This is a genomic window from Xanthomonas sp. CFBP 8445 (genome assembly GCF_025666235.1).
Lineage (GTDB): Bacteria > Pseudomonadota > Gammaproteobacteria > Xanthomonadales > Xanthomonadaceae > Xanthomonas_A > Xanthomonas_A indica.
Window position 1 is genome coordinate 662,103 of record NZ_CP102594.1, and the last position, 14,189, is coordinate 676,291.

Genomic DNA, 14,189 nt, shown 5'->3' on the forward strand with positions numbered 1-14,189 from the left:
CGGCGAGGCGCACGCGTAGGAGCGGCTTCAGCCGCGACGAGGCGTTACCGGGGCAGCCCGTCGCGGCTGAAGCCGTTCCTACAAAAACAACGTGCGTCTCGCCGAGGCGCAGCAAGGGTGAACGGCGATGCGACGCGGAGCCTGGCATACGCCGCGATGGCGATTGCAGCGTCAGTGCGTGTTATCGGCCTGCTTGCAATCCTCAGCTTGCGAAGTAGCAAACGACGTCAGGACCCACGCACCCTCAGGGCGTGCCTCGACGCCGTAGCGCCACGACTGGCGCACGTTGTCTGAGCAACTGGTAATGGCGATGCTGTCGCTGGTCGCGCCGTTGGCCGGCAGTGGCACGGGCGCGGGAAGCCGCTCGCTGGCGGGCGGCAGCGCTCGCGTGTAGCTCAGGACGATGGGACCGAGCTGGTCGAGATTGCCCATGCGCACGCCGTCGCTGCGCGTACGGTGCTGCGCCAGCCAGTCGCGCACCTGCCGCCACTCGGGCGTGCCTGCGGCGTAGGTATTGGTGCTGGACACGCGCAGGCTGTCCGGCGTGTTCGGCGAGGCGCAGGCCGCCAGCGACGGCAAGGCAAGCAGCAGCGGGATCACGATCCAGCGCGCATGCCGGGGGCGCATCTGTCCGTTTCCGATCGCACCATCGCTGCGCCTGTGCATCCGTCCGCTCCCTGCTGGTTGCCGATGGCGCGACGATAGCATCATCGGCGGCCACGTCCGCCGGCGTGCCGCCGCCAAGCCGCCCGCCGTGCCCGCGCTCAGCGTTTGCCGGGGCGATCGGCCAGCGAGGCCTGCAAGGCGGTGGCCAATGCGGCGTCGCCGCTGACCAGGGCGCTCCAGCGCAGTTCCAGGCCCTTGCGTCGGCCCTTCTCGGTGAGCTTCAGGCCGTCCGGGTCCACGGTCAGGGTGTAGTGCACGCCGTCGATCTCCAGTTCGCGGCGCAAGGGTTTGTCGAGCGGGGTCATGCGGCGGCTCCCGTTTTCACGATGCGTCGAGGGTAGCGGAGCCAAGGTGATGGCTGGTTCTGCAGGCGCGCCGGATGAAGACGCTCAAGATCGCCACCTACAATGTCAACGGCATCCGCAGCCGCTTGCCGCAGCTGCTGCAGTGGTTGCAGCGCGAGGCGCCGGACATCGTCGGGCTGCAGGAACTCAAGAGCGTGGATGCGGGTTTCCCGCTGGCCGAGTTGCATGCCGCCGGCTATGGCGCGGTGTGGATGGGGCAGTCGAGCTGGAATGGCGTGGCGCTGCTGGCCAAGGGCTGCGATCCCATCGAGAGCCGGCGCGGCCTGCCCGGCGACCCGCGCGACACCCAGAGCCGCTACATCGAGGCGAAGGCGCACGGCGTGCTGGTCGGCTGCCTGTACCTGCCCAACGGCAATCCGCGCCCAGGGCCGAAGTTCGACTACAAGCTGGACTGGTTCGCGCGCCTGCAGCGGCATGCGCAGCACCTGGTGGCGCTGCCGCATCCGGTGGCCCTGATCGGCGACTTCAACGTGGTGCCCACCGATGCGGACATCTACAACCCGGCCTCGTGGCGGCGCGATGCGCTGCTGCAGCCGGAAAGCCGCCAGGCCTATGCCGAGCTCTTGGCGCAAGGCTGGACCGACAGCCTGCGCCAGGTGCACGGCGAGCGCCGCGTGTACACGTTCTGGGATTATTTCCGCCAGCACTGGCAACGTGATGCCGGGCTGCGCATCGACCACCTGCTGCTGAATCCCCCACTGGCCGCGCGCCTGCGCGATGCCGGCGTGGACCGCTGGGTGCGCGACCTGCCGCATGCCAGCGACCATGCGCCGACCTGGGTCGCCATCGGCGCGTCGCCGGCCCGCGGTGCCGCCGCGGCGTCGGCCAAGCCGAGGCGCGGTGACGGGGGCGCCGAAGGCAAGCCCAAAGGCGGCAAGGCGAAAAAGACGCCACGCACCGCCGCATCTGGCGCGGTGGCGTCGGCGAAGAAGGCAACGCGGACCAAGCGCAAGACGACGGCCCGCGCTGCTGAGACAGCGTCGACGCCAAAGCCCGCAACAAAGACGACACGCGCAGCAAAGGCGACGAAAGCGACAACGCCGAAAGCGCAGACGCCAAAAGCGCGCAAGCCGCGCGCCGCGACCGAGGCGCCGCCCAAGCCCGCACGCGGCACCAAGCGCCGCAAACCACCCCTTCTCCCACCGGGAGAAGGTGGCGCGTAGCGCCGGATGAGGGCGCGGCGAAGCGGGGAGGGCACCGATCCCTGGCTACCGCCGCGCGGCGTGGCCGACGCGGCGTATGTCTTCCCTTACTTCAGCATCTCGGTAAAGGCGCGATCGGCCTCGATCACGTCGGGCAGCGCGGCGAACAGGGCGTCCAGGTCCACGTCGTCCATCAGCGGGCCGGTTACCGCCTGCCGCGCCTGCTCGTTGGCGCCGCCATGGCGTTCCAGCGCGTCGGCGACCAAGGCGGCCTGGGCCACGACCTTCGGCATCGGCTCGCCTTCCGGCGCCTGCAGCGGCCGCGCCTGGAAGGCGATGGCGGTCTGGATCACCTGCGGCAGGTGCCAGCGCCGCGCCAGCTCGGCGCCCACTTCCGGGTAGCCGAAGCCCAGTTGCACGGTCTCGTCGGCGGCGCGGCCGCTGGACGAGGCGTCCGGGTGCAGTTGCGCGGCGTAGTCGGGCGCGCCGGTCTGGATCAGCAGTTCGCCGATGTTGTGCATCATGCCGCAGGTGAACGCGGTCTCCGCGTCCAGGCCCTTCTGCCGCGCCAGCAACCGGCACACGCCGGCCACTTCGAAGCTGTGCAGCCAGAACGCGCGCAGGTCGAAATGCGCCGGCGCATGGAAGGCGCCGGTCACCGAGGAGGCCAGCACCAGGGTGCGCAAGGTGTTGAAGCCCAGGCGCAGCGCCGCGTCTTCCACCGTGGTGGAATCGCGCGCGCCGCGGAAGCGCGCCGAATTGGCCAGCCGCAACACCTTGGCCGCGATCACCGGGTCCCGTTCGATGTTGCGCGCCACCGCGTCCAGGCTGGTGCCCGGCGCATCGAACTGCAGGATCAGGTCCTGCGCCACCTGGGGAATGGTCGGCAGGGTGTGCAACTGGTCGAACAGCGCCTCTAGCTTCATGGGACCCTCGGAACGGAACGGGAGGCGGGCAGGGCCGGTGGCCGGCCGCGCCGCCACGGTGGCGGACTGCGCGCATCCTACCGATTCGCGATGGCCGGTGTGTGGAAAACCGGCCTCGCGGCGACGGCCGCGCCCTGGTGCCGCGGTGCGCGCGGCTCAGCCGGCGCCGCGCACGCGCAGGGTCAGGCCCTTGAGGAAATTGCGCAGCAACTGGTCGCCGCACAGGCGGAAATTCTTGTGCTCCGGCTGCCGGAACAGCGCCGACAGTTCCGGCTTGGACACCGGGAAACCGGCCGCGTCGAAGATCTGGTGCATGTCCACGTCCTTGAGCTGGAACGCCACGCGCAGCTTCTTCAGCACCACGTTGTTGGTGACACGCGCTTCCACCGGGCGCGGCGGCAGGCTGTCGTCGCGGCCACGGTAGTGGAACACCAGCCCGTCCAGCACGTGTGCGAGCACCGCGTCGCTGCATTCGACGAAGCCGTCCTCGTCCTCCTTCTTCAGCCACGCCGGGATCTGCGCCTTGTCGATCGGGAACGCGGGATCGGCGAGGTGCGCCAGATCGACGATCTTCTGGTCGCTCAGGTCGAGCATGTAGCGGATGGAGCGCAGGATGTCGTTGTTGAGCATGATCGGTGCGGGAGTGCCGGGCGGCCCGGCGAGGGGCGCTAGTCTAGGGCCTGTCACCCATTCCCGGGTAGGCCGCGTTGGCGCTGCAAGGCCGTCAGGTTTGCGTCGCGTGGCGTAGGCCTGACTGGCCGTCAGGTCAAGCCGCGCGGCGCGAAGATGGCGGCCTTGCAGCGACAACCCGAAGGGCCGCCCTTGTGCATGCCCGGGACTGCGTCATTGCTCGGTCGTGGACGCACGTCCACTCCCTCGCGCTTCCTTGCCCCAGGCACGCGCAAGGGCGGCGCGACCTACCCGGGAATGGGTGACAGGCCCTAGGCGCTGGCCCGCATCAGTGCGTAGACCGCGCAGGCCCAGGCCAGGGTTGCGGTTCACCGAGGGTATGCACGCGTCGCGGCGCCCTGCGTCGTCGCGGCGCGGTTGCATCCGCCGGCGCATGCGCCATCATCGGGGCATGGACCATCCGATTCCCAAGCCGAACGCAGTCTCTGCGCTCAATCCGCGCCAGGAGCAACTGGTGGCGCTGGTGCGCCAGCAAGGCTATGCCGAGGTGGAAGGATTGGCGGCGCGTTTCGAGGTGACGCCGCAGACCATCCGCCGCGACCTGACCCTGCTGTGCGAGGCCGGCGTGCTGCGCCGCTACCACGGCGGCGTGAGCCTGCCCTCGAGCGTGGAGAACCTGGCCTATGCGGCGCGCAAGTCGCTGCAGGCGCAGGAGAAGCGGCGCATCGCCACGCTGCTGGCGCAGCACATCCCCGACGATGCCTCGCTGTTCATCAACATCGGCACCACCAACGAGGACGTGGCGCGCGCGCTGATGGGCCACAGCGGCCTGCGCGTGATCACCAACAACCTCAACGTCGCGGTGATGATGAGCGCCAATCCCAGCTTCGAGGTGATGGTGGCCGGCGGGCGCGTGCGCGGCCGCGACCAAGGCGTCACCGGCGAGGCCACCATCGAGCTGATCCGCCAGTTCAAGGTGGACTTCGGCGTGATCGGCATTTCCGGCATCGACCCCGACGGCACGCTGCTGGATTTCGACTTCCACGAGGTGCGGGTGGCGCAGGCGATCATCGAGCACTCGCGGCAGGTGTTCCTGGCCGCCGACCACAGCAAGCTCGGCCGCAACGCGATGGTGCGGCTGGGGCCGATCGGGCGGGTGCACGCCTGGTTCACCGACCGCGCGCCGCCGGCCGAGCTGGCCGCGGTGCTGGACGCGGCCGGCACCCGGGTGTTCGTCGCCGAGGGCGATGCTGCCGATCCGGGCGCGCCGGACCTGGACGTGGCTGCGAATTGAGGCACCTGTAACAACGACGAAGGCCATCGGTAGGAGTCAACTGTCATGCAGCCGCGATGGCAGGAGGGGCATACGTTGCCTGATCACGCGCGATCGCATTGAGCCAGCGCAAGAACTTGTGCATGCAGGCGACGATGGCGACCTTGGCCGGCTTGCCAGCTGCGCGCAGGCGCGCGTAGGTGTTGGCCAAAGGGGATTTGGCGCGGATGCTGGCCCAGCTGGCCATGTACAGCACGCGTCGGACGTCGGCCCGTCCGCCTTTGATGCGACGCTGGCCCTGCCAGCGGCCACTGTCGCGATTGAATGGGGCCAGCCCGACCAGAGCAGCGAGCTTGCGCGGCGGTAACTTGCCCAGCTCCGGCAGCCGTGCGGCCAGGACCGCGCGCAGGATTGCGCCGAGTCCGGGCACCTTCGGCAGCGTGGAGCAGGTCGTAGCCTGCTGCTCGATCTGCCGCGTCAAAGCCTGGATCTTCTGGTTCAGTAGGGCGATCACCTCTTGGCAGTGGCCTTGCACCTCGGGGCTGGTGATGTGCTCCAGCCGCCGCCGATGGGCATCACGCTGGCCGACCAGGGTGTCACGTAGATCCAGCCGTTCGCGCAGGGACTGAAGATGCTCGGGCGGTACGGCTGTGGGCGTGGCCGGAATGTGCTGGGCGGCGATGGCCAACAGGCGCGCGTCCAGGGCGTCGGTCTTGGCCTGCAGGCCAAGGGCCTTGGCCAGGTTCCGCGGACGATCGGCGGCCATCCGCGCCGCTGGCAGGCCCGCCTCCCGAAGTACTCGCAGCAGGGCATGTTCGTAGCCACCGCTGGCTTCCAGCACGATCCGCTCGCAGTCCAGCCCCGCCAGGCACTGGGCCAGCGCAAACCGCTCCTGCGCGGTGTTGGGCTGGGTCCAAGTGTGGCCCTCCGGCAGGACATGAATGACCAGTTCGGCCTTGGCAACATCGATCCCGACAAAGCGTCGCATAGACGTTCTCCGCAGTAGACTCAGGGGTGAGAGCACTCCTGCCGATGCCCATGCTTGTGGAGTTCGAGCTCGCGACTCGGGCAACTGTTCGGGCTTGTGAGGCAGGAGTACGGAGTGCGGCGGCGCTGACTCCTACTCGTGCTTGCTTGGCACTGCGGCTAAACGGCCTGCCGCACTCCGCTCTCACCTACAACGATAGAGCCTCATAAGACACAAGCGGCTTTAGCCGCGACGGGCGTCACTGGGAATGCCCGTCGCGGCTAAAACCGCTCCTACAGTCGAGACGAGACATCCTGCCGCGCCCGGCGATAAGGCGGCATTAGAGGTGTCCTTGAGTGGACCGCCGGCTCTGGCTCCGACGCTGGCGGCGGATGGAGCCCGTGTTCGAATTATTTCGTTAATGTTGCGTGATGTGGCGCTTTGGCGCGCCGCGCCGGCGTCCTGCGTGCTCTCGGCTGTCCATGAACTAGGACTGTCAGGCCTGTTGCCGCGTTTCTCCGGCACCGTCGACGCCACGCTGCAGTGCAGCGTGATATGTTCGAAAATGTTCGTTTACGATCTTTTCGTCCTCAGTTCCGCGCTTGGCGCCTCCGCCGAGCCCGGACACGACATTTCCGGAGTCGGCTATGCGTGAGACCTACGATGTGCTGGTGGTCGGTGGCGGCATCAACGGCGTGGGCATCGCCCGCGATGCGGTGGGTCGCGGCCTGTCGGTGTGCCTGTGCGAGCGCGACGATCTGGCCGCGCATACCTCCAGCGCCAGCACCAAGCTGATCCACGGCGGCCTGCGCTATCTGGAGCAGTACGAGTTCGCCCTGGTCGGCAAGGCCCTGGCCGAGCGCGAGGTGCTGCTGCGGCTGGCCCCGCACATCATCTGGCCGCTGCGCTTCCTGTTGCCGCACCAGCCGCACCTGCGCCCGGCGTGGATGATCCGCACCGGCCTGTTCCTGTACGACCACCTCGGCCGCGGCCGCCGCACCCTGCCGGGCTCGCGGCGCCTGGCGCTGCGCACGCATCCGGTGGGCGCGCCGCTGCGCGAGGAGTTCCGCACCGGCTTCGTCTATTCCGACGCCTGGGTGCAGGACGCGCGGCTGGTGGTGCTCAACGCGATGGACGCCGCGCAGCGCGGCGCGCGCATCCTCACCCGCACCCGCTGCGTCGGCGCGCGCCGCGTGGAGGGCCTGTGGCAGGTGCAGTTGCAGCACGCCGACGGCCGCCGCGAGGAACTGCGCGCGCGGTCGCTGGTCAATGCCGCCGGGCCGTGGGCGGTGCAGTTCCTGGACGAGGTGGCGCATGTCGGCCACGACCACGCGCTGCGCCTGGTCAAGGGCAGCCACATCGTGGTGCCGCGGCTGTTCGAGCACGACCACGCCTACATCTTCCAGCAGCCGGACCGGCGCATCGTCTTCGCCATTCCCTACGAGCAGGACTACACCCTGATCGGCACCACCGATGTCGACTACCGTGCCGATCCGGCCGCGCCGCGCATCGACGGCGAGGAGACGCGTTATCTGTGCGAGGCGGCCAACCGCTATTTCCGCAAGCAGATCGCCCCGGACGACGTGGTGTGGAGCTACAGCGGCGTGCGCCCGCTGCTCGACGACGAGGAGGACAACGCCGCCGAGGTCACCCGCGACTATCTGCTGGAACTGGATGCACGCGACGGCGCGGCCCTGCTCAACGTGTTCGGCGGCAAGCTCACCACCTATCGCAAGCTGGCCGAAGAGGCGGTGGACCGGCTGACCGCGCACGCCGGACGCAAGGCACCGGCCTGGACCGCGCATGGCGCGCCGCTGCCCGGCGGCGAACGCAACGACATCGCCGCGTTGGCGCGCGAACTGCGCGCGGCACGGCCGTGGCTGGCCGAGGCCACCGCGCAGCGGCTGGCGCGCAACTACGGTACCCGCGCGGACACGCTGCTGGGCGAGGCGAGCTCGCTGCAGGACCTGGGCCAGCATTTCGGCGCCGACCTGTACCAGGCCGAGGTCGACTACCTGCGCCAGCACGAGTGGGTGGTGGAGGCCGACGACCTGCTGTGGCGCCGCAGCAAGCTCGGCCTGCGCGTGGACGCCACCGGCCGCGAGCGCCTGGTCGCCTACCTGCAACAGGCGCCGGCCACGCTGGCCGCGGCACCGGCATGATCAAAACGCTGCCGCCGGCCCGGTTCGGGCCGCGGCGGCGCGTGCACAATCGCGCTGCGCCCGGCCCCCGCCGCGGCGCAGGAACCTGGACGCAACCGTGGAGGGTGGCAGGCATGGGTGGATCGACAGCGGCAACGACGGCAGGCCGGGAGGCATGGGCATGAGCCGGCAACTGGTGGGTGAACTGATTTCCGAGGCGATCGCGATGCTGATCATCATCGCCTTCGGCTGCTCGGTGGCGTGCATGTACGTGCTCTACGACCCCAGCCCCTACCAGCACGCCTACTGGGGCGTGTGCATCGCCTGGGGCCTGGCGGTGACCATCGCCATCTACGTCACCGGCTCGGTGTCCGGCACCCACGCCAATCCGGCGGTGACCCTGGCGCTGGCGCTGTACCGTGGCTTTCCCTGGCCCAAGGTGCTGCCGTACTGGGTGGCCCAGGTGATCGGCGCGTTCCTCGGCGCGTGGATCGTGTACCTGCTGTTCGCGCCGGTGATCGACCACTACAACCAGGCGCAGCATCTCACCCGTGCCGGCGGCGGCGCGGCCGGGGTGTTCTTCACCGCGCCGGGCCTGGCGATCACGCCGATGCACGCGCTGCGCGACCAGGTGATCCTGACCGCGTTCCTGATCTTCGGCATCTTCGCCATCACCGAGCGCTACAACGAAGCCGCGCCCACCGCCAATTCCGGTGCGCTGATCATCGGCCTGCTGGTGGCCACCATCGGCGCGTCGATGGGCTATCTGGAAGCCTGGGCGATCAATCCGGCGCGCGACTTCGGCCCGCGCCTGTTCGCCTACGTCGCCGGCTGGGGTTCCTCGGCGTTGCCGTCGGCCGACAACTACTGGTGGATCCCGATCGTCGGCCCGCTGATCGGCGGCGTGATCGGCGGTGCCGCCTACCAGTGGCTGATCTATCCGTTCCTGCCGGCACGGGTGAAGGCGCTGGAAGAGGAACAGGCCGCCGCGCGCCGCGGCTAGCGCCCGCCGGACGTTCGTTTCCGCGCGCTTTGCGCGCATCTCCCCATTCCCCGTTGGCGCCGCGCCCGTGCGCGCGGCGTGCATCCCGCAGGAGTCTCCGATGGAAAAGCAGTTCATCCTGGCCATCGACCAGGGCACCACCAGTTCGCGCGCGATCCTGTTCGACCGCCAGGGCCGCATCGTCGGCATGGCCCAGCGCGAGTTCTCGCAGATCTTCCCGCAGCCGGGCTGGGTCGAGCACAACCCGCGCGAGATCATGACCAGCGTCTACACCACGATCACCGAACTGCTCAACAACCACCAGGTGGACGCCAGCGCGATCGCCGGCATCGGCATCACCAACCAGCGCGAGACCGCGGTGGTGTGGGACCGCGCCACCGGCCAGCCGATCTACAACGCCATCGTCTGGCAGTCGCGACAGACCAAGGACATCTGCGACCAGCTCAAGGCCGACGGCCACGAGGACCTGGTGCGGGCCAAGACCGGCCTGCTGATCGATGCGTATTTCTCCGGGACCAAGGTCAAGTGGATCCTCGACCACGTCGAGGGCGCACGCGAACGCGCGCAGCGCGGCGAACTGGCCTTCGGCACCATCGACAGCTGGCTGATCTGGAATCTCACCGGCGGCAAGGTCCACGTCACCGACTACACCAATGCCTCGCGCACGCTGCTCTACAACATCCATGAACTGCGCTGGGACGAGGAACTGCTGCAGCTGCTGGACATCCCCGCCTCGATGCTGCCGGAGGTGCGCTCGTCCAGCGAGATCTACGGCAACACCCAGGGCCAGTATTTCTACGGCCACGCGGTGCCGATCGCCGGCATCGCCGGCGACCAGCAGGCGGCGCTGTTCGGCCAGGCCTGTTTCGAGCCGGGCATGGCCAAGAACACCTACGGCACCGGCTGTTTCATGCTGATGAACACCGGCGAGAAGGCGGTGGCGTCGAAGAACGGCCTGCTCACCACCATCGCCTGGGGCGTGGACGGCAAGGTCGAGTACGCGCTGGAAGGCGCGATCTTCGTCGCCGGCTCGGTGGTGCAGTGGCTGCGCGACGGCCTGCGCATGCTCGGCAAGGCCAGCGACTCGCAGGCCTATGCCGAGCGCGCCGGCGACAACGACGGCGTGTATTTCGTGCCGGCCTTCGTCGGCCTGGGCGCGCCGTACTGGCGCAGCGACATCCGCGGCGCGGTGTTCGGCCTGACCCGCGGCACCACCAAGGAGCATTTCATCCGCGCCGCGATCGAGTCGATGGCCTACCAGACGCGCGACGTGCTGACCGCGATGCAGGTCGATTCGGGCATCGAACTGAAGGAACTGCGCGCCGACGGCGGCGCCATCGCCAACGACTTCATGGCGCAGTTCCAGAGCGACATCCTGGACGTGCCGGTGCTGCGCCCGGAAGTGGCCGAGACCACCGCACTGGGCGCGGCCTACCTGGCCGGCCTGGCCACCGGGTTCTGGAAGAACCGTGCCGAGATCGCCCAGCAGTGGGCGGTGGACCGCCGCTTCGAGCCGGACATGCCGGCCGAGCGCCGTGAGGCCCTGTACGCCGGCTGGCAGCAGGCGGTAGAGGCGACGATGGGCTTTCGGATTCGCTGAGGCAAGCAAAACACGTAAGAGCGGTTTCAGCCGCGACCGGGCGTTCCTGGGAAAGCCTGGTCGCGGCTGAAGCCGCTCCTACGACGGTGGATGCTCTTGCGTCTGCCGGCAGCAAGGTCGCTTCATCATTCGTGTTGTCGCGAACCTGGCAGCCGCGATACGAATCGCGTAGCAGCGACTTCAGCCGCGGCAGGCTTTCCCATGAACGCCGAGCCGCGGCGTTCCAACCGGCATCGACGTTATTCCTGCGGCGGATCGCGCGCCGCAAGCTCCACACTCGCTCCTTGGTCGCAGCTGCCTAGACGTACTGCGTCGGTCCGCGCGGACCCGGCACCGGGGCGTCGACGCCGCCGACCGGGTCCTGGATCGGCGGGATGGTCGGGTCGGTCGGCTGGTCGGGGATCGGATCGATCGGCCGGTCCGGGGTCGGGTCCACGCCCGGGTTCGGCACCTGGCCCGGCACCTCGTTCGGTGGCTGCTGCGGATCCTGGGCGGGGTTGGGGGATTGCATGTGCATGGCCGTCTCCGTGCGATGAGCCTGCAGCGTGCGCGCTGCGCAGGCGCGTGCGGGTGAAGCGCACGGCAACGGCGGATGAAAGGCGGGCCAATCCGCGTGCCTGGCTGCCGCGATCGGCAGGCGTGCCGCTGGCGTGGATGCCAGCGCTCCGGCATGCTGCCGCCGCATGCGCCGCTACGACCTGGTCATCTTCGATTTCGACGGCACCCTGGCCGACTCCTTCCCCTGGTTCCTGGCGACCATCAACGGCGTCGCCGACGAATTCGGCTTCCGCCGTTTCGACGTCGAACGGCTGGACGAAATCCGCAGCCTGAGCGCGCGCGAGCTCATGGCGCGCAGCGGCCTGCGCTGGTGGCGGGTGCCGGCGGTGGCGCAACGGATGCGCACGCTGATGAGCGAGCAGATCGCGCGTATCGCCTTGTTCGACGGCATCGCCGAGCTGCTTGTGCAGTTGGCGCAGACCGGGGTGCAGCTGGCCCTGGTCACGTCCAACAGCCGCGCCAACGCCGAGCGCGTGCTCGGCCCGGCGTTGCTCGCGCAGTTTCGCGACGTGCGCTGCGGCGCGGCGGTGCTGGGCAAGCGCCGCAAGCTGCGCGCCAGCCTGCGCGCCTGCGGCGTCCCCGCCGCGCGGGCGCTCTGCGTGGGCGACGAGATCCGCGATGCCGAGGCCGCACGTCAGGCCGGCATCGCGTTTGCCGGCGTGGCCTGGGGCTACACCTTGCCGGCGGCCTTGCAGCCGCACACGCCGCTGCCGTTGCTGCAGCGGCCGGACGCGCTGTCAGCGCTGGTGCTGCCGTCCCAACGCCGACCAGGCGATTGCTGCGCTGCAGGTTGATTGTTCACTTGTGATTGCTATATTCATATGCGAACAGTCGCCGTGCCCGCTGCCATCCAGAGCGCGCATGCTGCGGCCTTAACCCACCGCGCCCGATCCCGGGCAGAGGCGTGCCATGTGCAATCCCCGTCGCCACCGTCCCTCGCGCGTCCGCGGGCGATCTGCGGTGCGGCCCATCCTGGGAGTTCGGGCATGGCGTTGAGCGCCGCCACCGATGCCGTCAGCGCTCCACGTGCGCTGGGCGCCAGCGGCGTGCACCTGTCCACGCTGGGCTTCGGCGCCGCGCCGATCGGCAACCTATACACCGAGGTGGACGACGCGGTGGCGCTGGCCGCAGTGGCCGACGCCTATGCCGCCGGCTTCCGCCATTTCGACACCGCGCCGTACTACGGCTACGGGCTGAGCGAGCAACGCCTGGGGCAGGGCCTGCGCGGCTTGCCGCGCGCCAGCTACACGCTCTCGACCAAGGTCGGGCGCTGCGTCTACGACGATGCCGCGGCCGCGCCGGGGCGCGAGGGTTTCGCCGTGGCCGGGCGCCGCGCCGAGTTCGACTACAGCCGCGATGGCGTGCTGCGTGCATTCGAGTCCAGCCTGCAGCGGCTCGGCACCGATCACATCGATGTGCTGCTGCTGCACGACATCGGCCGCCTGACCCACGGCGCGCGCCATCCGGCCATGCTGCGGCAGGCGCTGGACGAGGCCTTGCCGACGATGGCCGCGCTCAAGGCGCAGGGCGCGTGCCGGGCGATCGGCATCGGCGTCAACGAGGAGGACGTGGCGGTGGAACTGCTGCCGCTGTTCCCGCTCGACTGCGTGATGCTGGCCGGCCGCTACACCCTGCTCGAGCAGCACGCCGCGCAGCGGATCATGGCGCAGGCGCTGCAGCGGCAGGTCGGCATCCTGGTCGCCGGGCCGTACAGCTCCGGCCTGCTGAGCGATGCGCGCGGCCCGGGCGAGACCTACAACTACGCGCCGGTGGATGCGGCCACGCTGCAGCACGCGCAGCGCCTGTTCGCAGCCTGCGCGGCGCACGGCGTGGACGTGGGCGCGGCGGCGCTGCAGTTCCCGCTGGCCCATCCGGCGGTGAGCACGGTGGTCGCGGGCATGCGCACGCCGGCGGAAGTGGCCAGCGCCGCCACCCGCCTGCGCGCGGCGATTCCCGCGGCGCTGTGGCAACAGCTGCGCGACGACGGCCTGCTGCGCGCGCCGGTGCCGACGCCGTGAACTTTATCGACGCCCATGTGCATTTCTGGCGCCTGGCGCGTGGCGACTATGCCTGGCTGACCCCAAACCTGGGCGTGCTGTACCGCGATTACCTGCCCGAGGACCTGGCCGCGACGCTCGACGCGCACGGCGTGACCGCGCTGGTGGCGGTGCAGGCGGCGCAGAGCGAAGCGGAAACGCGCTATTTGCTGCAGCTGGCGCGGACCGAGCCGCGCATCGCCGGCGTGGTCGGCTGGGTGGATTTCGAGGCGGCCGATGTCGCCGCGCGCATCGCCGCGTTGTGCGCCGACGGCGCCGGCCTGCTCAAGGGACTGCGGCCGATGGTGCAGGACCTGGCCGATCCGCAGTGGCTGGCGCGGCCGCAGCTGGACGCGGCGTTCGACGCACTGCTGCAGCACGATCTGGCCTTCGACGCGCTGGTGCGGCCGCTGCACCTGCCGGCGCTGCTGGCACGGCTGCAGCGTCACCCGCAATTGCGCGTGGTGCTGGACCATGCCGCCAAGCCGGCCATCGGCGGTGCCGACTTCCGGGCCTGGGCCGACGGCCTGGCGCAGCTCGCGCAGCATCCCAACGTGGTGTGCAAGCTGTCCGGTCTGCTCACCGAACTCCCTGCCGACGCCGCCATCGACGATCCCGCGTTGGCCCCCTACGTGGCGCAGCTGTTCGCCTGCTTCGGCGCGCAGCGGCTGCTGTGGGGCAGCGACTGGCCGGTGCTGACCCAGCGCGCCGACTACGCCGCCTGGATGACGCTGGCGCAGGCCTGGGTCGCGCAGCATGCCGCCGGCGACGCCGAGGCGGTGTTCGCCGGCAATGCGCGGCGCGTCTACCGCCTGTCCGATCCGATCGCTTCCTCCTCCCCCACCTGGAGTCCCGCCCCATGACCACGTTCGCATCCGTTTC

Annotated in this window: 14 protein-coding genes; 8 read left to right on the forward strand and 6 right to left on the reverse strand. The window is 69.7% G+C overall.

Going from position 1 to position 14,189, the window contains the following annotated elements:
- Positions 1-171: 171 nt before the first annotated feature.
- Both NUG21_RS02950 and NUG21_RS02955 read right to left on the reverse strand, forming a co-directional pair.
- A complete protein-coding gene (locus tag NUG21_RS02950; protein ID WP_263392232.1) occupies positions 172-666 on the reverse strand; it encodes a hypothetical protein in 495 nt (164 codons plus the stop codon).
- A gap of 98 nt (positions 667-764) precedes the next feature.
- Positions 765-971: a hypothetical protein gene (locus NUG21_RS02955; protein ID WP_160945654.1), complete on the reverse strand. Its 207-nt coding sequence runs from the start codon at positions 969-971 to the stop codon at positions 765-767.
- Positions 972-1,045: 74 nt separating this feature from the next.
- On the opposite strand from NUG21_RS02955, the gene NUG21_RS02960 reads away from it, so the two are divergent.
- Positions 1,046-2,194 carry an exodeoxyribonuclease III gene (locus tag NUG21_RS02960; RefSeq protein WP_263392233.1) on the forward strand — a complete coding sequence of 383 codons (1,149 nt, stop codon included), beginning with the start codon at positions 1,046-1,048 and terminating at the stop codon, positions 2,192-2,194.
- An 86-nt stretch (positions 2,195-2,280) separates the two neighbouring features.
- On the opposite strand, the gene NUG21_RS02965 is transcribed toward NUG21_RS02960, so the two are convergent.
- Both NUG21_RS02965 and NUG21_RS02970 read right to left on the reverse strand, forming a co-directional pair.
- A complete protein-coding gene (locus NUG21_RS02965; RefSeq protein ID WP_160945652.1) occupies positions 2,281-3,099 on the reverse strand; it encodes an HDOD domain-containing protein in 819 nt (272 codons plus the stop codon).
- A 156-nt stretch (positions 3,100-3,255) separates the two neighbouring features.
- The gene (locus tag NUG21_RS02970) at positions 3,256-3,729 is read right to left on the reverse strand and encodes a YehS family protein (RefSeq protein ID WP_019798843.1); all 474 of its coding nucleotides are present in this window, start codon (positions 3,727-3,729) and stop codon (positions 3,256-3,258) included.
- 433 nt (positions 3,730-4,162) lie between these two features.
- Here NUG21_RS02970 and NUG21_RS02975 point away from each other — a divergent pair, with 433 nt between their 5' ends.
- Entirely contained in the window at positions 4,163-5,023 is an 861-nt protein-coding gene (locus NUG21_RS02975; protein WP_317852476.1) for a DeoR/GlpR family DNA-binding transcription regulator, read from the forward strand.
- Between the two features lie 43 nt (positions 5,024-5,066).
- Here NUG21_RS02975 and NUG21_RS02980 read toward each other — a convergent pair whose 3' ends face one another.
- A complete protein-coding gene (locus tag NUG21_RS02980; RefSeq protein ID WP_263392235.1) occupies positions 5,067-5,990 on the reverse strand; it encodes an IS110 family transposase in 924 nt (307 codons plus the stop codon).
- 626 nt (positions 5,991-6,616) lie between these two features.
- Here NUG21_RS02980 and glpD point away from each other — a divergent pair.
- The 3 genes from glpD (at position 6,617) to glpK (ending at position 10,713) form a co-directional block, all read left to right on the forward strand.
- Positions 6,617-8,131 (forward strand): glycerol-3-phosphate dehydrogenase, encoded by a 1,515-nt coding sequence (glpD, locus tag NUG21_RS02985; protein ID WP_263392236.1) that lies wholly within the window; start codon positions 6,617-6,619, stop codon positions 8,129-8,131.
- A gap of 160 nt (positions 8,132-8,291) precedes the next feature.
- Positions 8,292-9,113, forward strand: a complete 822-nt coding sequence (locus NUG21_RS02990) for an MIP/aquaporin family protein (RefSeq protein ID WP_017916383.1) — start codon at positions 8,292-8,294, stop codon at positions 9,111-9,113.
- Positions 9,114-9,213: 100 nt separating this feature from the next.
- Complete coding sequence (glpK, locus tag NUG21_RS02995; RefSeq protein WP_263392237.1) at positions 9,214-10,713, forward strand: glycerol kinase GlpK; 1,500 nt, start codon at positions 9,214-9,216, stop codon at positions 10,711-10,713.
- Positions 10,714-11,011: 298 nt separating this feature from the next.
- Here glpK and NUG21_RS03000 read toward each other — a convergent pair whose 3' ends face one another.
- Entirely contained in the window at positions 11,012-11,230 is a 219-nt protein-coding gene (locus NUG21_RS03000; protein ID WP_263392238.1) for a hypothetical protein, read from the reverse strand.
- Between the two features lie 166 nt (positions 11,231-11,396).
- On the opposite strand from NUG21_RS03000, the gene NUG21_RS03005 reads away from it, so the two are divergent.
- The 3 genes from NUG21_RS03005 (at position 11,397) to NUG21_RS03015 (ending at position 14,170) form a co-directional block, all read left to right on the forward strand.
- The gene (locus NUG21_RS03005) at positions 11,397-12,065 is read left to right on the forward strand and encodes an HAD-IA family hydrolase (RefSeq protein ID WP_263392239.1); all 669 of its coding nucleotides are present in this window, start codon (positions 11,397-11,399) and stop codon (positions 12,063-12,065) included.
- Between the two features lie 192 nt (positions 12,066-12,257).
- Positions 12,258-13,289 (forward strand): aldo/keto reductase, encoded by a 1,032-nt coding sequence (locus NUG21_RS03010; protein WP_263392240.1) that lies wholly within the window; start codon positions 12,258-12,260, stop codon positions 13,287-13,289.
- Positions 13,286-14,170 (forward strand): amidohydrolase family protein, encoded by an 885-nt coding sequence (locus tag NUG21_RS03015; protein ID WP_263392241.1) that lies wholly within the window; start codon positions 13,286-13,288, stop codon positions 14,168-14,170. The genes NUG21_RS03010 and NUG21_RS03015 overlap by 4 nt, the downstream gene beginning before the upstream one ends.
- The last annotated feature ends 19 nt before the right edge of the window (positions 14,171-14,189 follow it).